The sequence below is a fragment of the Mesorhizobium sp. L48C026A00 genome (assembly GCF_000502375.1).
Lineage (GTDB): Bacteria > Pseudomonadota > Alphaproteobacteria > Rhizobiales > Rhizobiaceae > Mesorhizobium > Mesorhizobium muleiense.
In genome coordinates this window covers 234,040-254,938 of record NZ_AYWU01000017.1, presented here as the reverse complement: position 1 = coordinate 254,938, position 20,899 = coordinate 234,040, and the positions used below count along the sequence as shown (strand labels likewise).

The window sequence follows — 20,899 nt, the reverse complement described above, 5'->3', positions numbered from 1 at the left end:
GCGGCGGACACGACAGGGGGAAAACTGTAACCCATGTATCCGGTTCAAAGTGTTACCCATCTATCAACTGGACAGCTGGCCGCAACATCGGCGCCCCTTTCTGCAGCGCTGCAGATTGGCGAAATCTTTGGCCAAGGCGTCTTTCTCCCCGTCGCTATACTCTCCCTGGGAGAAGGGGAAGCCCTATCCGCCGACCATCTCGGCTAGCTTGCGCACGGTGTTCCAGTTGCGCGAGGTGCCGATGCCGAGCCGTTTATGGCTTATCGCCGCCAAAAGACGCGAGCTTGGCGTCTCGCGCGAAAAGAAGATCCAGATGTCACCGCCGACGGCCTGCATCCGCTCATCCTTGCCGATATAGGCCTCCAGCGCCGCGACGGCCTCAGCGGGAACGGGCTTGCGCATCACGCGCACCGCTACCTGATCCGCGGCGGCAGCCGATTCGGCGGGAAACGGATTGCCGGCCGCAAGCTTCAACCAGTCATCTGCGCGGCGCACGATGATGTCGACATGGCGGCCGAAGGTCTTTTGGAACGCCGTCTCCAATCGGCGCTCCAGCGCGGCAATCTCTGTTTCTTTCGTTTCGAAAACCAGATTGCCGGTCGCCACCAGCGTGCGCGGGTTGTTCAGGCCCAGGCCTTCTGTCATGGCCCTGAGATCGGACATGACGACACGCCGCCCCTCGCCCAGGACGATGCTGTAAAGCAGAGCGACGTAGGTTTGCATTCTAGCCCGGATATCTCACGATAGCCTGTCGATTTAGACCAAGCGGCTCTGCTCCACCGCTGCCTCGATGAAGCTGGCAAACAGCGGGTGCGGGTCAAGCGGCCGGCTTTTCAGCTCGGGATGATATTGCACGCCGATGAACCAGGGATGGTCGGGATATTCGACCGTTTCCGGCAGCACGCCGTCCGGCGACATGCCGGCAAAAACCAGCCCGCAATCCTCGAGCCGCTCCTTGTAGTCGACATTGACCTCGTAGCGGTGGCGGTGGCGCTCGGAAATCTGCGTGTCGCCATAGATCTCGGCGATCTTCGAGCCCCTGGCGAGGTCCGCCTGATAGGCACCGAGCCGCATGGTGCCGCCGAGATCGCCGGTTTCCCTGCGCTTCTCCAGCATGTTGCCTTTCAGCCATTCCGTCATCAGGCCGACGACCGGTTCCTCGGTCGGACCGAATTCGGTCGACGAGGCATGATTGACGCCGGCCAGCGAACGCGCTGCCTCGATGCAGGCCATCTGCATGCCGAAGCAGATGCCGAAATACGGCACTTTTCGCTCGCGGGCGAACTTCGCCGCAAGGATCTTGCCTTCCGCGCCGCGCTCGCCAAAACCGCCGGGGACCAGAATGCCGTGGACCTTTTCCAGCCACGGCGCCGGGTCTTCTTTCTCGAATATCTCGCTCTCGATCCAGTCGAGCTTGACCTTGACGCGGTTGGCGAGACCGCCATGCGACAGCGCCTCGATCAGCGATTTGTAGGCGTCCTTGAGGCCGGTATATTTGCCGACGACGGCGATGGTCACCTCGCCTTCCGGGTTGTGGATGCGTTTGGACACCGCTTGCCAGGGCTCCATCCGCGGCTTCGGCGCCGGATCGATGCCGAAAGCGGCCAGCACTTCGGAATCCAGCCCTTCATTGTGATAGGCCATCGGCACGTCGTAGATGTGCGGCACGTCGAGCGCCTGGATGACCGCGCTCTCGCGCACATTGCAGAACAGCGACAGTTTGCGGCGCTCTTCCCTGGGGATGGGGCGGTCGGCGCGGACCAGCAGGATGTCGGGCGCGATGCCGATGCCGCGCAACTCCTTGACCGAATGCTGGGTCGGCTTGGTCTTCAATTCGCCCGCCGTTGGAATGTAGGGCATCAGCGTCAGGTGCACGTAGACGGCGTTGTTGCGCGGCAGGTCGTTGCCAAGTTGGCGGATCGCCTCCAGAAACGGCATCGCCTCGATGTCGCCGACGGTGCCGCCGATCTCGCACAGGACGAAGTCATAGTCGTCATTGCCGTTGAGGATGAAATTCTTGATCTCGTCGGTGACGTGCGGAATGACCTGCACGGTGGCGCCAAGATAGTCGCCGCGTCGCTCGCGCTCGATGATGTTCTTGTAGATGCGGCCCGTGGTGATGTTGTCCTGCTGGTTGGCCGAGCGGCCGGTGAAGCGCTCATAATGGCCAAGATCGAGATCGGTCTCGGCGCCGTCATCCGTCACGAAGACTTCGCCATGCTGGTATGGCGACATCGTGCCGGGATCGACATTGAGATAGGGATCAAGCTTCTTGATGCGCGCGCGATAGCCTCGCGCCTGCAAGAGAGCCCCAAGGGCCGCTGCAGCGATGCCTTTTCCGAGTGAGGAAACCACGCCGCCTGTGATGAATACATATCGCGCCATGGGAGTCATCGCTTAACGCGGCCGAATTGATTCCGCCAGAGAAAAAACCGCCGCGAAGGCTTTTTCCAGAGAAGGCGACCTGGTGATGCCCAAGCTGGCGCACCACCAATACAAAAGGGCCGGCGAGGCCGGCCCTTTTGTTTGACCCGTCAAGGCGTCAGATGATGACGACCTTGGTGCCCACTTTCACTCTGCGATAAAGGTCCATGACGTGCTCGTTGATCATGCGGAAACAGCCGTTGGAGGAGCTCGTCCCGATCGACTGCGGCGCAATGGTGCCGTGAATACGCAGATGGGTGTCCTTCCTGCCGTCGTAGAGATAGATGGCGCGCGCGCCGAGCGGGTTATCGCCGCCGCCGGGCATGCCATCCTTGTACCGGCCGTAATTCTTCGGCTCACGCTTCTGCATGTCGAGCGTCGGGATCCAGCGGGGCCATTCCTGCTTGTCGCCGACGGCGACCGTGCCCTTGAACTGCAGGCCGTCACGACCGACCGCAATCGCATAACGGCGGGCGGTCCAGGAGGATTCGACGAGATAGAGGCGGCGCGCACTGGTATCGATGACGATGGTCCCGGGGCTATAGCCGGTGAACTCGACCTCTTGCGGCACGAACTCCGGCCTCACCTTGAACTGCTTCCTGGCTTCCTTGCTGGCGAGCGCGGCATCGAGGGCGCGGGTCTCGGGCAGCAACGACATCGACGAGGACGTGCCGCCGAACAGGCCGGCGAACAGCCCGACGCGCTGCGGCTTCTGTCCGACCGGCTCGCTGCGCAATTCGCCGTTGTTGCCGGTCAGCGCGACGTTCATGGCCTCGGCGGGAATGGCCTCGGCCGACTGGATTGCTGCGATGGGTTGCATAGGGTCGATGATCTTGACCGGCCTAGCATTGGCCAGCCTGGCTTGGCCAGCGGACTTATCCTTCTTGACGAGGCCCTTTTTGGCAAGAAACGCCTGCCGTTCCGCGTCCGACTTGGCTTTGGCCGCCTCGCGCATCGCCAGCTTCCTTGCCTCGATGGCCTTTACTCGAGCAGCCTGCTTGCCAGCCGCGATCTTGGCTTCGAGCTTCCTGATCTGGGCAAGATCGGCCGCGGTCGGGTCTTTTTTCTTCTTGAGGAGTTTTAGTTGCGCCGAATCGCTTTTGGCGGCGACGTTGACGACGTCAGTTGTGATTGCAGGGGCCGAATTGCCCGCCGGCATGGCCGCGTAAGCGGGCGCACCAAGGCTGAGCACGGCCCAAAGGCCGGCTAAAATGAAGCTGCGAAGCTGCATGGCGAAGATCCGATCGTTCAATGCTTGTTGCCACGGCGTTGCCCGGCGTCCCCCAAGGACCCCGAATGTGCCGCGCGCAATCTATAATCGATTAATCGGAGACGCCTCAAGCGCCCTGGCGTGCCGCGCCCGGTCGAATCCTCGCGATCGTGCGGCATTTGCCGCGACTGTGTTCAAACAACAACAGATCGCGGCGCCGGACGTCTGCTGATTACTGGTTTGGAACCTGCGGCGTTACTGGCTGGGTGGCGCCGTTTGTGGCCGGCGGCGTGGTCGCTCCCGCCGCTGGCGGTGCAGCGGGGGCCGGGGCTGCGGCATCATTGCCGGAAGGCGGCGTTGGCGCCGTATTGCCGGACGGCGGTGTCGGCGTCGTGGTGCCAGGCAACTGGTTGAGCACGCCGCCCCCGCCGTTCGTCACAGGCACGCGATCGAGAATGTCGATCGGCTTCTCGCCGTAACGGGCGACGATCGACAAGGTCAGCGAGGTGGCGAAGAACGCCGCCGCCAGGATCGCCGTCGCCCGCGTCAGCGCGTTGGCGGCACCGCGCGCGGTCATGAAGCCCGATCCGCCGCCGATGCCAAGGCCGCCGCCTTCGGAGCGCTGCAGCAGCACCACGCCGACAAGAGCGAGCACGACCATGAGGTGAACGACGATCAGTACGGTTTCCATAATTTATCCTGGCAAAGCCTTACGCGGCCGCAGATACGACCGGTGATTTGGAGGCGGCTCAATACAATGCTTTGACGGCAATTCCAAGCCCGTGGCCGGAATATGGGAAGCAATGCGGCCGTTGCAACATTTTCCGCTGCGGCACAGTATCCGAAGTGCCCGACAGCCTTTCGATGCTAAAGCATGTCGCGCAAAAGCATGCCCTTGGGCCTGACCCGAGGGTGTGCAGCGGTTTTGCGATAACGACATGCGTAAAAACAACAACCTAAAGCGCGTCGCATTAGGCCGGCCAAACGCGACGCGCTTTAGGAGATGTTTCGATAGGCTTCGGCAATGCCGAGAAAGTCCGCCGCCTTCAGGCTGGCGCCGCCGACCAGCGCGCCGTCGACATTTTTTACGCCCAGCAGTTCGACCGCGTTCGACGGCTTGACCGAGCCGCCATAGAGGATACGCATCTTTGCCGCTGCGCTGCCAAGCTTTTCCGACAGTTTTTCGCGAATATGCGCATGCGCCTCAGCAACGTCGGCGGCAGTCGGCGTCAGCCCCGTGCCGATCGCCCATACCGGCTCGTAGGCGATGACGGTATTCGATGCCGTTGCATTCGGCGGCACCGAGCCGGCGACCTGGCGCGACAGCATGTCGAGCGTGGCGCCCGCCTCGCGCTCGGCTCTCGTCTCGCCGATGCAGATGATGGCAACCAGCCCGGCGCGCCACGCGGCGGACGCCTTTGCCTGGACAATGGCGTCGTCCTCGTTTTGATCGGCGCGGCGTTCGGAATGGCCGACGATGACGTGACTGGCGCCCGCATCTTTCAGCATCTCGGCCGAAATACAGCCGGTATGGGCGCCGCTCTCCTTGCTGTGGCAATCCTCGCCCCCGGCCCGGACCGGCGTGCGCGACAAGATCTCCGCGGCATGCGCAAGCAGCGTCGCCGGAACGCAGACCAGCGCTTCGGTCTCGGCATCGAGCCCGCTCATGAAGCCGTTGCCGATCATCCTGAGTTCGTTGAGTGAGGCGCTGGTGCCGTTCATTTTCCAGTTGCCGGCGACCAGCGGGCGGATTCCAGGCGTCATGGGATTTGCTTCTCCGGGCAATATTCGGCTGCGTCCTCACTACCAAACTCAGCCCACAAAGCAATCGACAGTGGGCCGGAAGGACGCTATTGCGCTTGTTTCAGACTCGGCGCATGCGAAAATGCGCGAAAAAATCGGAAGTGACCATGCTTGGTATCTTGAGAAGCGCGGCTGGGACCTGGATCGCGAAAGCGCTGCTGATATTGTTGGTGTTGAGCTTCGCCGTCTGGGGCATTTCCGGACAGATGGTCGGTGGTTTTGCAGGCCACGACGCCGTTGTCACGGCCGGCGGCACCAAAGTGTCGATCAACGAGTATCGGCTGGCCTATGACCGGCAGATCAGCGTGATGTCGCAGCAATTCGGCCAGCGCATCAGCCGCGAGCAGGCGACGGCGCTCGGCCTCGACACCCAGGTGCTGGCGCAACTCGTGTCGGGCGCGGTCCTCGATGAGCAGGCCCGCAAGCTCGGGCTTGGGCTGTCCAAGGACCGGCTGGCCCAACTCACGCATGAAGACCCGGCCTTCAAGGGTCCCGGCGGCAACTTCGACAGAAGGACTTTCGAATACATACTGCAACAGGTCGGCATGCGGCCGGAAGACTATCTCAGGAATCGCGCCCAGGTGGCTGTGCGCCAGCAGATCGTCGAGGCGGTTTCGGACGGCCTCAAGGCCCCGAATACGTTCTTGAAGGCGGTCGCGCTTTATCGTGGCGAAGACCGCACCATCGACTATTTGACCTTGCCGAAATCGCTGGTCGAGCCGATCGAAGCGCCATCCGACACTACGCTTTCGGCGTATTTCGAGGAAAACAAGAAGACCTATGCGGCGCCCGAATACCGCAAATTCTCCTATGTCAGGCTCGAGCCGGAAGACATCATGGATGTGAGTGCCGTGACCGACCAGCAGGTCAGCGACGACTACAACAAGAACAAGGGGCGCTACACCACGGCGGAAACGCGCACCATCGAACAGCTCGTGTTCAAAACGCCCGATGCCGCGAAGGCCGCGCTCGATTCACTCAAGACCGGCGCGACATTCGACAAACTCGTCGCCGCCGAGGGCAAGACGCAGGCCGACACGCTGCTCGGCACGCTGTCCAAGGACAAGATCGCCGACAAGGCGGTGGCGGATGCGGCGTTTGCGCTCAACATCAACGAAGTCAGCCCGGTCGTTCAGGGCGCCTTCGGTCCGGTGCTGCTGCGCGTCACCGAGATCAAGCCCGAAGTGGTGAAGCCGCTGGCCGAAGTGGCCGCCGACATCCGCAAGGACCTGGCGCTGGGCGAGGCAAGCCGCATTCTGCTCGACGTGCATGACAGTTACGAAGACAGCCGCGCTTCGGGCAGCACGCTCGAGCAAGCGGCCGAAAAACTGAAGCTGAAGGTCGTCACCGTCGACGCGATCGATCGCACCGGCCTGAGGCCGGACGGCGCCATCGTCAAGGATCTGCCGGAATCGCCGGAGCTGATCAAGGCGGTGTTCGATGCCGAACCCGGCACCGAGAATCCCGACCTCACTACTGCCAACAACGGCTTCGTGTTCTACGAGGTGGATTCGGTCACGCCGGCCCGCGACCGCACGCTGGATGAAGTCCGCCAGAAGGTGGTGGCCGACTGGACGGCGGCGGAAACGACCAAGCGGCTCACCGCAAAAGCGCAGGAGCTCGAAAAGCGTCTCGAGGCCGGCACTACGCTCGACGTGATCGCGAGCGAGCTCAAGCTTGAGAAGCAGACCAAGCGCGGCGTCAAGCGCGGGGCGGACGACGCCGATTTCGGCAAGGAAGGGGCGGCTGCGATGTTCGGCGAAGGCGAAGGCGGGACCGGATTGATCCCCTCGCCCACCGGCGACGGACAGATCCTGTTCAGGATTGCCGAAGTGTTCGAGCCTGCCGGAGCCGACGCCAGCTCGGTGCCGGACGACGAGCAGAAATCGTTCACCGCCGGCATGTCCGACGACCTTCTCGACCAGTTGGTGGCGCAGCTGCAGACGCAATATGACGTTCGCATCGACCAAACCGCCGTTGCCCAAGCCCTGATCAGATGAGCGCGCTCAAGACCCATATCGCCAAGGTCGCCGCTGGCAGCTCCCTTTCCTTCGAGGAAGCGCGCGATGCCTTCGACATCATCATGTCGGGCGACGCTACGCCCGGCCAGATCGGCGGCTTCCTGATGGCGCTGCGCGTGCGCGGCGAGACTGTGAGCGAGATTTCCGGCGCCGTCGCCACCATGCGCGCCAAGATGCTGCGCGTCGACGCGCCGGCTGGCGCCATCGACATCGTCGGCACCGGCGGCGACAATTCGCACAGCGTCAACATCTCGACCGCATCCGCGTTCGTCATCGCCGCCTGCGGCGTGCCGGTGGCCAAGCACGGCAATCGCGGACTGTCCTCGCAGACCGGCGCCGCCGACGTGCTGACCGCGCTTGGCGTCAAGCTCGACATCCCGCCGGAAACGATCGGCCGCTGCATCCACGACGCAGGCGTCGGCTTCATGTTCGCACCGGCGCATCATCCGGCGATGAAGCATGTCGGCCCGATCCGCGCCGAGCTCGGCACCCGCACAATCTTCAACCTGCTTGGCCCGCTCTCCAATCCGGCTGGTGTCGTCAGGCAGATGGTTGGCGTCTTCTTGCCGGAATGGATCATGCCGGTGGCCGAGACGTTGAAGGCACTGGGCGCCGACCACGCCTGGGTCGCCCATGGCGACGGCTATGACGAGATAACCACCACCGGCGAAACCCAGGTCGCCGAACTGGTCGGCGGCGAGATCCGCAGCTTTACGCTGACCCCGGAAGCGGTCGGGCTGAAGCGGCATACCAAGGACGAGTTGCGCGGCGGCGATGCCGCCTACAACGCCCAGGCGCTTCGCGACATGCTGGGCGGCGCTGCCGGCGCCTTTCGCGATACGGTGCTGATGAACGCCGGCGCCGGATTGGTGGTGGCGGGAAAGGCGACGACGCTTGCCGATGGCATGGCGACGGCGGCGCAAGCCATCGACAGCGGCCGGGCGCTAAAGGTGCTTGACCGGCTGGTCGAGATTTCAAACGGATAGCGCCGTGTCTGATATCCTGCGCAAGATCGAAGCCTACAAGCGCGACGAGATCGCGGCGGCGAAGGCGCGGGTGCCGCTTGCCGAAATCAAGGCGCGGGCAAAGGATACCGACGCACCACGCGGCTTTCTCTCGGCCCTTGAAGCCAAACGCAAATCCGGCAGTTTCGCGCTAATCGCCGAGATCAAGAAGGCGAGCCCGTCCAAGGGCCTGATCCGCGCCGATTTCGATCCGCCGGCGCTGGCCAGGGCCTATGCCAAAGGTGGGGCTGCCTGCCTCTCGGTGCTGACCGATGCGCCGTCTTTCCAAGGGGCGCCTGAATTCCTCACCAATGCGCGCAGCGCCGTGACATTGCCGGCTTTGCGCAAGGATTTTCTGTTCGAGCCCTATCAGGTGTTCGAGGCCCGTGCGTGGGGCGCGGACGCCATCCTGATCATCATGGCGAGCGTCGATGACGCCGTGGCCAGGGAACTCGAGACGACGGCGTTCGAGCTCGGCATGGATGCGCTGGTCGAGGTGCATGACGAGGCCGAGACGGAACGCGCGCTGAAACTGTCGTCGCGGCTGATCGGCATCAACAACCGCAATCTGCGGACGTTCGAAACCAGCATCGAGACATCGGAACGGCTCGCGGCGATGGTGCCGGCCGACCGGCTGCTGGTCAGCGAGAGCGGTATTTTCTCGCACCAGGACTGCCGCAGGCTGGAACGGAGCGACATTGGCACTTTCCTCGTCGGCGAGAGCCTGATGCGGCAACAGGACGTGGCCACTGCGACGCACCTGCTTTTGATGGGCAAGGCGCCCGCCAATGCATCTTCCCGAAAATCGGAATCGATTTTCGGAGAGCATGATGCATAGATACAAAGCGTTAGAGCGTAGTTTGTGCGTCCAAACGGACGCACGTCGCTCCAGGGTGACCTGACGATGTCGGCCGCCCTCACCCATCTTGGCGCGGAAGGCGAAGCCAATATGGTCGATGTCGGCGACAAGGCGGAGACGACCCGCACGGCAATCGCCGAAGGTCTTGTCTCGATGCGGCCCGAAACGCTGAAAATGATTCTCGACGGCGATGCCAGGAAAGGCGACGTGCTGGGTACGGCGCGCATCGCCGGCATCATGGCGGCCAAGAGGACGCATGAGCTGATCCCGCTCTGCCACCCGCTGCTGTTGACCAAGATATCGGTAGACATCGAACCGGACGCGAAGCTGCCCGGTCTGAAGGTCACGGCGCTGGCCCGCGTCACCGGCAAGACCGGCGTCGAGATGGAAGCGCTGACTGCCGTCTCGGTCGCCTGCCTGACCATCTATGATATGGCCAAGGCGGTCGACCGCGGCATGGCGATCTCCAACATCAGGCTGATGGAAAAGACCGGCGGCAAATCCGGCGACTACAAGGCGGACGCCCAGGGGGCAGGCCGATAATGGCGCTGCTTGCGGTCGCCGAGGCGCTCGAGCACCTGCTTGCGGATGCTGCGCCCTTGCAGGCTGAAAGCGTCGCCCTGATGGATGCCGCCGACCGCGTGTTGGCGGAGCCGCTCATCGCGCTCCGCACCCAGCCGCCATTCAACGCGTCGGCCATGGACGGCTATGCCGTGCGGGCCGACGATGTCGCGTCCGTGCCCGCGAGACTTTCGGTGATCGGCATGGCGCCGGCCGGACGAGGCTTTGCCGGAACAGTCGGCCCGGCGCAGGCCGTGCGCATCTTCACCGGCGCGCCGCTTCCCGGAGGCGCCGACACCATCGTCATCCAGGAGAATGTCCGCGACCTCGGCGGCGGCATGGTCGAAGTGACCGCGCCGACGGTTGAAGGCCGCAACATCCGCCGCCTCGGGCTCGATTTCTCGCAGGGCGACATGCTGCTGGAGAAAGGCCGCCTGCTTGATCCGGCGGCATTGTCGCTGGCGGCGTCGGCCAACCGCCAGCAGGTCCGCGTGGTGAAACGGCCGCTGGTCGCCATCATCGCCACCGGCGACGAATTGCTGCCGCCGGGCAGCGACCTTGGCCCCGACCAGATCATCTCCTCCAATGCCTATGGCGTCGCCGCCGCGGCCCGCTCGGTCGGCGCCAGCGCACTCGATCTCGGCATCGCCGCCGACCGCAAGGACGCGATCGCCGCGCTGGTGACAAAAGCCGTCGCCGCAGGCGCGGACGTCATCGTCACGCTGGGCGGCGCCTCGGTCGGGGACCATGACCTCGTCCATGACGTGCTGACCGGCGAAGGCATGGCGCTCGCTTTCTGGAAAATCGCCATGCGGCCCGGCAAGCCACTGATGTTCGGGCGGCTGGGCGCCATCCGCTGCATCGGCCTGCCTGGCAATCCGGTGGCCAGCCTGGTCTGCACGCAGCTCTTTCTGAAGCCGCTGCTGGCGCGGCTCGGCGGCCGCGCCTTCCGCCAGGACCTGCGTCAGGCGCGGCTCGGCGCCGCCATGCCGGCTAACGATCTCAGGCAGGACTATGTACGCGCGGTGGTGAAGGAAGAAGCTGGCACGCTTGAGGCAACGCCGTTCAGTGTCCAGGATTCCTCGATGCTCAGAATGCTGGCCGACGCCAACGGACTGGTCGTGCGCGAGCCATTCGCTCCCGCGGCCGCAGCGGGCGCCGCCTGCAGCGTGCTGATGCTACGCTGAACAAAACGTCAACACATTCATTAAACTTTAAATGGTTGCGGAACACAACTGGAACAGATAGTGTTTGTTCTGGGTTTGTTTTTCTGATTCTGTTGGGGGTCGCGATGCTGACACGCAAACAACATGAACTGCTGATGTTCATCCACGAGCGACTGAAGGAAAGCGGCATTCCGCCCTCGTTCGACGAGATGAAGGAAGCGCTCGACCTCGCCTCCAAATCGGGGATCCACCGGCTGATCACGGCGCTGGAGGAACGCGGTTTCATTCGCCGCCTGCCCAACCGCGCCCGCGCGCTGGAGGTGCTGCGCCTGCCCGATTCGATCGCGCCGGGCCTCAATGCGGCGCGCAAATTCTCGCCGAGCGTCATTCAAGGCAGCCTTGGCCAGGGCGGCCTCGGACGCCAGATCAAGCCGGCGCCTTCGCGCATGCGTGCGGCCGGCAATGACGACGACGTCGTTGCCACCGTTTCCATACCGGTGATGGGCCGCATCGCTGCCGGTGTGCCGATCGACGCCATCCAGCACCAGACGCATTCGATCTCGGTGCCACCGGACATGATCACCGGCGGCACGCACTACGCGCTGGAGGTCAAGGGGGATTCGATGATCGAGGCCGGCATCTTCGACGGCGACACGGTTATCATCCGCAACGCCGACACCGCCCAGCCTGGCGAGATCATTGTCGCTCTGGTCGACGAGGAGGAAGCGACGCTGAAGCGATTCCGCCGCAAAGGTGCCTCGATCGCACTGGAAGCCGCCAATCCGGCCTACGAGACGCGCATCTTCGGGCCGGACCGGGTCAAGGTGCAGGGCAAGCTCGTCGGACTGATCCGGCGTTACTGAACGGCAGGCTTCTTGGGTTTCTCGGCCCTGCGGTATGGCGGCAGGCCCCTCGCCTCGCGCGAAAATCGCCGCTGCTCATGCCAAGGCCTGTATGGCTGTCTGACGGCAAAACGGATTTCTGCGCGCGTCTTCGCCGATAGCGGATCGAAGAAGACGGCGGCACTGCCCATGCGAGCGAGCTGCCGTTTGGTGACGACGAGAACCAGCGGGTTGCGGCAGAGTTTGTAATAGGCTGTGGCATCGTCGATGACGATCAAATCCGCAAAGGCACAGGCCGGCCGCGCGGTTTTGCGGTTGTCGGCGAGCGCGATGAGCGCGCCGGACGGATGCCGGGCCAGGCACAGGCCGGCAGTGCAGGTGAAAGGCGCTCCCGGCGGCAGGTCGGCCGGATCGGCGATGTCGAACCGCACATCTCCTTTTTCGAATGTCTCCGGCTCGACGATCGTTGTTGAAACCAGCGCATGTTTCCAGTTGTCGGTGGTGAATTCGTTCGAACGCATCCGGTTGACGGCAAGTTCGCCGCCGCCGATCGGCAGCGCCACCAGATGCGCATCCTCCGAGATCAGCACGTCGGGGGTGCGCGTCTCGGAAATCGTCAGCAGGCCGGCGAGCGCAAAGGGAAGTGCGGCAAGCCGCAGCCATGTCGTCGCCATCGTGGCGATGACTAAGGCGACCGTCACCAGCAGAACCGATTGCAACGAAATCAGGCCGACTGCATCGACGGGCGAACGCCCCGAGATCCATCCCGAAATTGCAATCATCGCCGTCAGGCCCTTGCCCATCATGTAGAGGAAAGGGCCGTCGAGGCCGAAAGGCATTGCCAAGGCGCTGAGGACGGCCAGGAACATGACGATCGTGACGATCGGCATGACGGCCAGATTGGCGAACAGGCTGAGCGGCGAGACGCGCTGGAAGTGCCAGATGGCGAAGAGCGCGGTGGCGCTGCCGGCAATGATGGAGGTCATTGCGATGGTGCCTGCCCCGGCGACGAGCTTGCGCGTGACGAAAGCGACCGGTGACCGTCGCTGTCGCGGCGCCTTGGCCCTGTCGGCACGATAGTCGGACCAACCGGCATAGGCGCCCACGAGAGCCGCAGTCGCGGCGAACGACATCTGGAAGCTTGCGCCGACCACCTCGTGCGGCGACACGACGATAACGGCGATGGCCGAAATCGCCAGGTTGCGCATGGTGAGTGCCGCCCGGTCGAACAGCACGGCGACAAGCATTACCGCCAGCATGATGAAGCTGCGTTCAGCCGCGACCACGATACCGGAAAAGATCAGATAGGCAGCGATGGAGACGAGTGCGGCAGCAGCCGCATATTTTTTGACCGGCCGGCGCGACGAAAAGTCGGGAAACAGCGCAAAGGCGCCGCGCAGCAATCCCATGACGGTGCCGGCGACAAGCGCCATGTGCAGGCCGGAAATGGAGATGATGTGGTAGATGCCGGTGCGCCGCATCGATTCGTTTATCTCTTCGGGGATGCCGGCACGCACGCCGACGATCAGCGCAGCGGCAATCTCCCCCTCGGCACCACCGATGCTGTCCCTGATATGGTCGGCGATGGTTTCGCGCGCCTTCTCGATCGACGAAGAAAGGCGTGCGGTTAACGGTGCATCTTCGGAGACGACGATCTTTGGACTGCCAAGGAAAAAGCCACTGGCACCGACACCGGCGAAATAGCTGTCAAAGGAAAAGTCAAAGCTGTCCGGTCTGACCGGGCCAGTCGGAGGCAGAAGCCTCACATAGCCGGTTGCCACCGAGCCTGCGGTCATCTCAGCGGGAATCTTGCGTGCCGACACCCTGACACGTTCGGGTGCATAACGCAGTGTCGGCCGGGCGGTCGACATCACATCGATGGTCAGCCTGATCCGGCCGTTCGCCATCTGGTCGAGCCTGACGACACGGCCGGTCAGCCGGGTCTGGATTTCCGAACCGAGCATCTTCGTTCCGGCGCGCCACGTTTCAACCTTGGCGGCGAGCACACCAAGCGCGCACAGCAACGCTGCCATGAAGCACAGATGCGTTTTGCGGCGTGAGCGCGTGACGGCCGCACACAATGCCGTAAGGACCACGACGGCGATGGGCTGGGCAAAGTCCGGTTCGACGGCAAGCGAAAAATAGACGATCACCCCGCATGCCAGGAAAACCGGCACCAGCAGGAAGGCGACGCCCCGGTCGAGTTCCAGGCCGGCTGCCGCGGCCACGCTGTTGCGGACACCGGATGGTGAAAGATGGCTGAGCTGTCGGCGAAAACGAATGACAGGGCCGGGTGCTGAAGCCGGTATCGGCGCCGGGCGATCCGGCGAAAGAGGTTGGATGCTCGGCGGCGACGCAGGCAGCGAAACGGGTAGCGACTCAGTGTGAGGAACGTCGGCAAACAGCGATCGTTCGCTGACGCTTGCGGTCGCGCCCTCGCTCTCGTCCACGCCGCGGCCTGGTCCAGCCATAGGGTTCGCCCCTTGCGCCCTTGACCTCCTATGCTACATGAACGCGCGACGCGCGAAAGTCCGCGCACCACATCCGTTTTCTGCGCTTGCCCAGGAGTTCCATGTCCGACAAGGTCGTCACCCGTTTTGCCCCTTCGCCCACCGGATTCCTGCATATTGGCGGGGCGCGCACGGCGCTGTTCAATTGGCTGTATGCGAAACACACTGGCGGCAAGATGCTGCTGCGCATCGAGGACACCGATCGCGAGCGTTCGACCGATGCGGCAACCGCTGCCATCCTCGATGGGCTCTCCTGGCTCGGCCTCACCTGGGACGGCGAACCGGTATCCCAGTTCGAGCGCGCGCCGCGCCACCGCGCGGTTGCCGAGGAGCTGGTGCGCCTCGGCAAAGCCTATTACTGCTATGCGACGCCGGCCGAGCTGGAGGCGATGCGCGAGAGTGCGCGGGCCAAGGGCTTGCCTCCCCGCTATGACGGCCGCTGGCGCGACCGCGACCCGTCAGAGGCACCGGTTGGCGCCAGGGGCGCGATCCGCATCAAGGCGCCGGCCGAAGGCGAGACGGTGGTACATGACCGCGTGCAGGGCGAAGTCCGCTTCCCCAACAAGGACCTCGACGATTTCATCATCCTGCGCTCGGACGGCAACCCGACCTATATGCATGCCGTCGTCGTCGACGACCACGACATGGGCATCACCCACATCATCCGCGGCGACGACCATCTGACCAATGCCGCCCGCCAAATGGTGATCTATCGAGCCTTGGGCTGGGAGGTGCCGTCAATGGCGCATATCCCGCTGATCCATGGCGCCGACGGCGCCAAGCTGTCGAAGCGGCACGGCGCCCTCGGCGTTGAAGCCTATCGCGCCATGGGCTATCTGCCCGAGGCACTGCTCAACTACCTGGCGCGGCTCGGCTGGAGCCACGGCGACGACGAGGTCATATCGATCACCGACATGATTGCGTGGTTCGACATCGGCGATGTCAACAAGGGGGCCGCCCGGTTCGACTTCGCCAAGCTCGAGGCGCTGAACGGCGTGCATATGCGGCGCATGAACGAGCCCGAATTGCTCGATATCTTCATCAACACCTTGCCCTATCTCGAAGGCGGCCCGGCGATTGCAGCGCGCCTCGACGACACACGCAAGGCGCAGTTGCTGGCCGCCCTGCCCGGCTTGAAGGAGCGCGCCAAGACGCTGGTCGAGCTGGTCGACGGTGCCGCCTTCCTGTTTGCCGAGCGGCCGCTGCCGATCGACGAGAAGGCGGCGGCGCTGCTCGGCGGCGAGGCGCGCGAGATCCTGCGGGGCGCCCATGCGGCGCTGAAGGCGATTTCAGGGGATTGGACGGCCGCAGCGGCGGAAGCGGCGATCCGCGAATATGCGCTCGCCGGCGGCCATAAGCTTGGCGCAGTGGCCCAACCTTTGCGCGCCGCGCTAACCGGCAAAAGCACCTCGCCCGGCGTGTTCGACGTGCTTGCCGTGCTTGGCCGCGAGGAAAGCCTGGCGCGCGTCGCGGATCAAATCGATTAGCAAAACTGGCCCAAGAAGATTGGCATTGAAAGGTGGGTTTCGCAGTGCAACATTAGGTCTTGGCCCAATTTGGCACGCAATCCAATTGCGGGCGCAAACGCGCGAACTCCGATACTTTCGACGTGTTGCGTTGCAGAAATTTTGCCTTTGCCGACATGAGAAAACAAAAAGGAGTTTGCAATGTCCGAAGCTGCGACAAAAATGGAATTTGGCGGCAAAACCCACGCGTCGACCGCGAAACTTGAATTCGGCGGCAAAACTCACGAACTCAAGGTGCGAAGCGGCTCGGTCGGACCTGACGTCATCGATATCGGCGCGCTTTACAGCACCACCGGGGCCTTCACCTACGATCCCGGCTTCACCTCGACGGCAAGTTGCGAGTCGGAAATCACCTTCATCGATGGCGATGCCGGCATCCTTTTGCATCGCGGTTATCCGATCGACCAGTTGGCCGAGCACGGCGACTTCCTCGAAGTCTGTTATCTCCTGCTCTACGGCGAACTGCCGACCAAGGCGCAGAAGGACGATTTCGACTACCGGGTCACGCGCCACACCATGGTGCACGAGCAGATGTCGCGCTTCTTCACCGGCTTTCGCCGCGACGCCCACCCGATGGCGGTGATGTGCGGCGTGGTCGGTGCGCTGTCAGCTTTCTATCACGATTCCACCGACATCTCGGACCCCTACCAGCGCATGGTCGCATCGATGCGGCTGATCGCCAAGATGCCGACGATCGCGGCGATGGCTTACAAATACCACATCGGCCAGCCCTTCATTTACCCCAAGAACGAGCTGAATTTCGCGGCCAACTTCCTGCATATGTGCTTTGCCGTGCCGTGCGAGGAATACAAGATCAACCCGGTGCTGGCGCGTGCGATGGAGCGCATTTTCATCCTGCACGCCGATCACGAGCAGAACGCCTCGACCTCGACCGTTCGCCTCGCCGGCTCGTCCGGCGCCAATCCGTTCGCCTGCATCGCCGCCGGCATCGCCTGCCTGTGGGGACCGGCCCATGGCGGCGCCAACGAGGCAGCCTTGAACATGCTGGGCGAGATCGGCCAAGTCGACCACATCCCGGAATTTATCGCCCGCGCCAAGGATAAGAACGATCCGTTCCGATTGATGGGCTTTGGCCATCGCGTCTACAAAAACTACGATCCGCGCGCCAAGATCATGCAGAAGACCGCACATGAGGTTTTGGGCGAACTCGGCATCAAGGACGATCCGCTGCTCGACATCGCCATGGAACTGGAAAGGATTGCTCTGACCGATTCCTATTTCATCGAGAAGAAGCTTTATCCGAACGTCGATTTCTATTCCGGCATCACGCTGAAGGCGCTGGGCTTCCCCACCACCATGTTCACCGTGCTGTTCGCGGTCGCCCGCACCGTCGGCTGGATCGCGCAGTGGAAGGAGATGATCGAGGATCCGCACCAGAAGATCGGCCGCCCGCGCCAGCTCTATACAGGTGCGCCGGAACGCGACTACGTGCCGATTGCTAAACGGTGAATAGTGAATAGTGAATAGTGAATAGTGAATAGTGAATAGTGAATAGTGAATAGTGAATAGTGAATAGTGAATAGTGAATAGTGAAGCAGGGTCTCTTTGTGGCCTATGGTCAAGCACGATTTTGACCATTCACTATTCACCACTTCACCATTCACCGCTTGATACACCTTATCACGATCCCTGCAGCGATGTCGCCAGACGGTCTGTCGACGGCCATGCGTCTGGCCACCTCGGCAAAACCGTCCTTCTGCCATGCGCGATAGGCGGTGTCGGAAAACAGCGCCTCCAACTGCCGCGCCAGATAGTGCGGTCGCACATATTCGTTGTAGCTTTCCGGCACGATCGGGCGGTCGGCGATGAGATTGGGCAAGGAGGCGCTCCATACGGTGACCAGGCGTTGGGCCATCCGCATGACCGGATCGAGCCGGTAGCAGGAGATCATCGGCACACCCGACAGCGCCAGTTCCAGCGACACCGTTCCCGATGCGATCAGCGCTGCGTCGGCCTTGCCGAAGGCCTGCCATTTGCGCTCGGGATCAAGGATGATCTCCGGCTTCTCGTCCCAGCTTGCCACCGAAGCCCTGACCAGGTCGGCGACATGCGGCACCGTCGGCAACAGCAGGCGCAAGCGGTGTCCGCGCGCACGCAGGATCGAGATCGTCTTGCCGAACGGGCCGGCCAGCCGTCGCACCTCGCCGCGACGCGAGCCGGGCAGCACAAGCAGTGTCTTCACACGATCGTCGGACAGGTCGCGAGGCAGGCTTTGCGCCTTGGCGGCGCCGAGCACGCCCGGATCGTGGGTAAGGCGATGGCCGACATAGGTGCCGGTCGGACCGCCGAGGCGGGCGAGCTCCCTCACTTCGAAAGGCAGGATGCAGAGGATGTGGTCGACATACGGTTTCATCGCCACCGCCCTGCCCGGCCGCCATGCCCAGACGCTCGGGCAGACATAGTGGACGATCGGGATTGTCGGATCGGCGGCACGCACCTTTTTCGCCACGCGCAGCGAAAAATCCGGGCTGTCTATGGTGATGAGGCAGTCCGGCTTTTCATTGGCGACCGCACCGGCCGTCTGGCTGATCCGTCGTATCAGGCGCGGCAGATCGCGCAGGATGGCGCTCAATCCCATCAGCGCGATCTCGCCGCCGTCGAACAGCGGCGTGAGGCCGAGCGCCTGCAAATGCCGGCCGCCGATGCCGACGAGCCGGACCTCGCGGCCGGTCACGCGCTTGAGCGCCTCTACGATGTCGGCGCCAAGCAGGTCGCCGGATTCCTCGCCGGCGACGATGGCGATCTTCAGCGGTCGCTCAGTCGCCATGCACCGGCTCCGCAGCAGGCAGGCCGATCACGAACAGGCCGAGCGCGTTGGCGCGAGCGACGACTGTCGGGCCTTCGAGAACCAGCGAGCGGCCGGCTTCGACGGCAATGCCGGCAAGTCCGGCGGCATGCGCCGCCTCGATCGTCTGCGGGCCGATGGAGGGCAGATCGGCGCGCAACTCCTGGCCAGGCTTGGCGCATTTGACCAGGACGCCGCGCATTCTGCCGGCCAGCCTGCCATGGCCGCGCAACTGCCGTGTTCGATCGAGCAATCCGTCGGTACCCTCGATGCCTTCCAGCGCGATGGCGCGGCCGCCGATCGCAACAGCCGCCTGGCCGATATCCAGCGCGCCGATGGCCATTGCCGCTGCGTGGGCCGCTTTGATGTCGCGCCAGTCGGATTTCCGCGGCGCTGCCTTGGTCAGCGCGCCTTCGGCGGCGACCAGTTCCGGCACGATCTCATGGGCGCCGACCACCTTGATGCCGCTGCGCTCGACCCTTCGCACGAACAGTTTCAACACGGTGTCGTCGCCTTGGGTTACGCCGACAAGAAGGCTGGGCACCCAGGCGAGCAGGCCGAGATTGAGGCGCATGGCGCTCAGCCTGGGGCGGCGTGTGATATGGCCCGCTGTCACCAAATGGGTAACATGACTATTTTTGAGCGTCGGCAGCAGTGAGCCGACATCCTCCAGCCTCAACGTCGCCTGCTCATAGGCGTCGAAGTCGGCTATCCGGTCGACCTCGCCCGCCACTATTACCACGAAGGGAGACTTGCCTTGCCCAGCAAGCGCCTTGGCGACTTCGACCGGCAAACTGCCGCCGCCGGCGATGATGCCGACCCTGGCGTCTGGCGCGAGATCAAGGCCCGTCCGGGTGCCCTCAATCTTCGTCATCGGCATCGTCGCCGCCGCCAGCCTTGAGCGACGGGACGGCATAGTGCCGCTTACCGCGACTGGCGATGAAATCGATGATCTTCATGGCGGTCGGTGACGAGGCGAATTCCGCCTTGGCGAACTCGATGTTTTCGCCGACGGTTCGGGAGCGATCGAAGATCGTCTTGTAGGCCTTGCGCAGCGTGTGGATCTCGGAGCGCGGCAGGCCGGCGCGCTTCAGGCCGATGATGTTGAGGCCGCGAAGGCTGGCGCGATTGCCGACGGCGATGGCGTAGGGAATGACATCGCCGACGAATGCCGAGCAACCGCCGAGAAAGGCGTTGTCGCCGACGCGGACAAACTGATGAACGGCGCTGAGACCACCGATATAGACGTTGTCGCCGATCTCGCAATGGCCGCCCAACGTCGCCTGATTGGCGAAGGTGGCGTTCTTGCCGACGATGCAGTCATGGGCGATGTGGGCGTAGGCAAGGAAGTTGCCGTTGTCACCGATCGTCGTCTCGCCGCGGCTGGAATCGGTGCCGAGGTGCATGGTCACGCCTTCGCGGATCGTGCAGTTCTCGCCGACGACCAGCGTGGTGCGGCCGCCCTTGTGCTTGGTATTCTGCGGCGGCGCGCCCAGTGTCGCCATCGGATACACCTTGGTCGACGCACCGATGGTGGTCGCGCCCATCACCGAGATGTGGCTGACCAGTTCGACGCGGTCGCCGAGCACCGCGTCGGCGCTGATGTGGCAGAATGGCCCGATGCGGACGCCTTCGCCGATTTTTGCGCCGGCCTCGATGACCGACGATGGATGGATGACTGTCTGGATTTTCATAAGCATTCGATCGTCAGTCGCTCGCGACCATCATCGCCGAGATCTCGGCTTCCGCGGCCTTGACGCCGTCGACGAGAGCCTCGCAGGCGAATTTGAGAAGGTTGCCGCGTTTCTTGATTTTCTTCACATGGATCTTCAACTGGTCGCCGGGAACGACCGGTTTACGGAATTTGGCGTTGTCGATGGTCAGGAAATAGACCAGCGACGGTTTTTCGGTGCCTAGGCTGCGGATGCAGATGGCGCCGGCCGTCTGCGCCATCGCCTCGACGATCAGCACGCCGGGCATGACCGGCTGATCCGGGAAATGACCTTGGAAATGCGGCTCGTTTATGGTCACGTTCTTGATGCCGGTGGCGGACTCGTCGCCATCGATATCGATGATGCGGTCGATCATCAGGAACGGATAGCGATGCGGCAGGAGCTTCATCAGCCCCAATATGTCGACCGCCTCGAGCGTTGTCGCCGCAACCATC

18 protein-coding genes are annotated in these 20,899 nt (G+C 63.4%); 8 read left to right on the top strand and 10 right to left on the bottom strand.

Annotation, left to right across the window (positions count from 1 at the left end):
- Positions 1-183: 183 nt before the first annotated feature.
- The 5 genes from X738_RS67380 to tpiA form a co-directional block, all read right to left on the bottom strand.
- Positions 184-723, bottom strand: a complete 540-nt coding sequence (locus X738_RS67380; RefSeq protein ID WP_023801245.1) for a DUF1697 domain-containing protein — start codon at positions 721-723, stop codon at positions 184-186.
- A 33-nt stretch (positions 724-756) separates the two neighbouring features.
- Positions 757-2,394 carry a CTP synthase gene (locus X738_RS67375; protein ID WP_084833810.1) on the bottom strand — a complete coding sequence of 546 codons (1,638 nt, stop codon included), beginning with the start codon at positions 2,392-2,394 and terminating at the stop codon, positions 757-759.
- Positions 2,395-2,542: 148 nt separating this feature from the next.
- On the bottom strand, positions 2,543-3,655 hold the full coding sequence (locus X738_RS67370; protein WP_023801243.1) for a L,D-transpeptidase: 1,113 nt from the start codon (positions 3,653-3,655) through the stop codon (positions 2,543-2,545).
- 211 nt (positions 3,656-3,866) lie between these two features.
- Complete coding sequence (secG, locus tag X738_RS67365) at positions 3,867-4,325, bottom strand: preprotein translocase subunit SecG (RefSeq protein WP_023801242.1); 459 nt, start codon at positions 4,323-4,325, stop codon at positions 3,867-3,869.
- A gap of 305 nt (positions 4,326-4,630) precedes the next feature.
- A complete protein-coding gene (gene tpiA, locus X738_RS67360) occupies positions 4,631-5,398 on the bottom strand; it encodes a triose-phosphate isomerase (RefSeq protein WP_023801241.1) in 768 nt (255 codons plus the stop codon).
- Between the two features lie 146 nt (positions 5,399-5,544).
- Here tpiA and X738_RS67355 point away from each other — a divergent pair, with 146 nt between their 5' ends.
- From X738_RS67355 to lexA, 6 genes are all read left to right on the top strand, one after another.
- The gene (locus X738_RS67355; RefSeq protein WP_023801240.1) at positions 5,545-7,437 is read left to right on the top strand and encodes a SurA N-terminal domain-containing protein; all 1,893 of its coding nucleotides are present in this window, start codon (positions 5,545-5,547) and stop codon (positions 7,435-7,437) included.
- The gene (gene trpD, locus X738_RS67350; protein ID WP_023801239.1) at positions 7,434-8,444 is read left to right on the top strand and encodes an anthranilate phosphoribosyltransferase; all 1,011 of its coding nucleotides are present in this window, start codon (positions 7,434-7,436) and stop codon (positions 8,442-8,444) included. Before X738_RS67355 ends, trpD begins: the two co-directional genes overlap by 4 nt.
- Positions 8,445-8,448: 4 nt before the next feature.
- Positions 8,449-9,300, top strand: coding sequence for an indole-3-glycerol phosphate synthase TrpC (gene trpC, locus X738_RS67345; protein WP_023801238.1), 852 nt, complete (start codon positions 8,449-8,451; stop codon positions 9,298-9,300).
- A 66-nt stretch (positions 9,301-9,366) separates the two neighbouring features.
- Positions 9,367-9,864: a cyclic pyranopterin monophosphate synthase MoaC gene (moaC, locus tag X738_RS67340; protein ID WP_023801237.1), complete on the top strand. Its 498-nt coding sequence runs from the start codon at positions 9,367-9,369 to the stop codon at positions 9,862-9,864.
- Complete coding sequence (locus X738_RS67335) at positions 9,864-11,069, top strand: molybdopterin molybdotransferase MoeA (protein WP_023801236.1); 1,206 nt, start codon at positions 9,864-9,866, stop codon at positions 11,067-11,069. Before moaC ends, X738_RS67335 begins: the two co-directional genes overlap by 1 nt.
- A 104-nt stretch (positions 11,070-11,173) precedes the next feature.
- Positions 11,174-11,911 carry a transcriptional repressor LexA gene (gene lexA / locus X738_RS67330; protein ID WP_023801235.1) on the top strand — a complete coding sequence of 246 codons (738 nt, stop codon included), beginning with the start codon at positions 11,174-11,176 and terminating at the stop codon, positions 11,909-11,911.
- Here lexA and X738_RS67325 read toward each other — a convergent pair.
- Positions 11,905-14,361: a ComEC/Rec2 family competence protein gene (locus X738_RS67325; RefSeq protein ID WP_023801234.1), complete on the bottom strand. Its 2,457-nt coding sequence runs from the start codon at positions 14,359-14,361 to the stop codon at positions 11,905-11,907. The two genes, lexA and X738_RS67325, sit on opposite strands and share 7 nt — an antisense overlap.
- A gap of 101 nt (positions 14,362-14,462) precedes the next feature.
- Here X738_RS67325 and gltX point away from each other — a divergent pair, with 101 nt between their 5' ends.
- Both gltX and gltA read left to right on the top strand, forming a co-directional pair.
- On the top strand, positions 14,463-15,887 hold the full coding sequence (gene gltX, locus X738_RS67320; protein ID WP_023801233.1) for a glutamate--tRNA ligase: 1,425 nt from the start codon (positions 14,463-14,465) through the stop codon (positions 15,885-15,887).
- A 180-nt stretch (positions 15,888-16,067) separates the two neighbouring features.
- A complete protein-coding gene (gene gltA / locus X738_RS67315; protein ID WP_031255684.1) occupies positions 16,068-17,396 on the top strand; it encodes a citrate synthase in 1,329 nt (442 codons plus the stop codon).
- Between the two features lie 151 nt (positions 17,397-17,547).
- Here the strand turns inward: gltA and lpxB are convergent, their stop codons facing one another.
- Genes lpxB through fabZ form a run of 4 tightly spaced genes read right to left on the bottom strand, consistent with a single transcriptional unit; the run spans position 17,548 to position 20,898 of the window.
- Positions 17,548-18,714 carry a lipid-A-disaccharide synthase gene (lpxB, locus tag X738_RS67310; RefSeq protein WP_023801231.1) on the bottom strand — a complete coding sequence of 389 codons (1,167 nt, stop codon included), beginning with the start codon at positions 18,712-18,714 and terminating at the stop codon, positions 17,548-17,550.
- Positions 18,704-19,606 carry an LpxI family protein gene (locus tag X738_RS67305; RefSeq protein WP_023801230.1) on the bottom strand — a complete coding sequence of 301 codons (903 nt, stop codon included), beginning with the start codon at positions 19,604-19,606 and terminating at the stop codon, positions 18,704-18,706. Before X738_RS67305 ends, lpxB begins: the two co-directional genes overlap by 11 nt.
- Positions 19,593-20,426, bottom strand: coding sequence for an acyl-ACP--UDP-N-acetylglucosamine O-acyltransferase (lpxA, locus tag X738_RS67300; RefSeq protein ID WP_023801229.1), 834 nt, complete (start codon positions 20,424-20,426; stop codon positions 19,593-19,595). Before lpxA ends, X738_RS67305 begins: the two co-directional genes overlap by 14 nt.
- 13 nt (positions 20,427-20,439) lie before the next feature.
- A complete protein-coding gene (gene fabZ, locus X738_RS67295) occupies positions 20,440-20,898 on the bottom strand; it encodes a 3-hydroxyacyl-ACP dehydratase FabZ (protein WP_023801228.1) in 459 nt (152 codons plus the stop codon).
- Position 20,899: the final 1 nt, after the last annotated feature.

Coding starts and splice junctions, on each gene's coding strand:
- X738_RS67380 (WP_023801245.1), bottom strand. CDS start 723: ATGCAAACCTACGTCGCTCTGCTTTACAGCATCGTCCTGGGCGAGGGG.
- X738_RS67375 (WP_084833810.1), bottom strand. CDS start 2,394: ATGACTCCCATGGCGCGATATGTATTCATCACAGGCGGCGTGGTTTCC.
- X738_RS67370 (WP_023801243.1), bottom strand. CDS start 3,655: ATGCAGCTTCGCAGCTTCATTTTAGCCGGCCTTTGGGCCGTGCTCAGC.
- secG (WP_023801242.1), bottom strand. CDS start 4,325: ATGGAAACCGTACTGATCGTCGTTCACCTCATGGTCGTGCTCGCTCTT.
- tpiA (WP_023801241.1), bottom strand. CDS start 5,398: ATGACGCCTGGAATCCGCCCGCTGGTCGCCGGCAACTGGAAAATGAAC.
- X738_RS67355 (WP_023801240.1), top strand. CDS start 5,545: ATGCTTGGTATCTTGAGAAGCGCGGCTGGGACCTGGATCGCGAAAGCG.
- trpD (WP_023801239.1), top strand. CDS start 7,434: ATGAGCGCGCTCAAGACCCATATCGCCAAGGTCGCCGCTGGCAGCTCC.
- moaC (WP_023801237.1), top strand. CDS start 9,367: ATGTCGGCCGCCCTCACCCATCTTGGCGCGGAAGGCGAAGCCAATATG.
- X738_RS67335 (WP_023801236.1), top strand. CDS start 9,864: ATGGCGCTGCTTGCGGTCGCCGAGGCGCTCGAGCACCTGCTTGCGGAT.
- lexA (WP_023801235.1), top strand. CDS start 11,174: ATGCTGACACGCAAACAACATGAACTGCTGATGTTCATCCACGAGCGA.
- X738_RS67325 (WP_023801234.1), bottom strand. CDS start 14,361: ATGGCTGGACCAGGCCGCGGCGTGGACGAGAGCGAGGGCGCGACCGCA.
- gltX (WP_023801233.1), top strand. CDS start 14,463: ATGTCCGACAAGGTCGTCACCCGTTTTGCCCCTTCGCCCACCGGATTC.
- gltA (WP_031255684.1), top strand. CDS start 16,068: ATGTCCGAAGCTGCGACAAAAATGGAATTTGGCGGCAAAACCCACGCG.
- lpxB (WP_023801231.1), bottom strand. CDS start 18,714: ATGGCGACTGAGCGACCGCTGAAGATCGCCATCGTCGCCGGCGAGGAA.
- X738_RS67305 (WP_023801230.1), bottom strand. CDS start 19,606: ATGACGAAGATTGAGGGCACCCGGACGGGCCTTGATCTCGCGCCAGAC.
- lpxA (WP_023801229.1), bottom strand. CDS start 20,426: ATGAAAATCCAGACAGTCATCCATCCATCGTCGGTCATCGAGGCCGGC.
- fabZ (WP_023801228.1), bottom strand. CDS start 20,898: ATGGTTGCGGCGACAACGCTCGAGGCGGTCGACATATTGGGGCTGATG.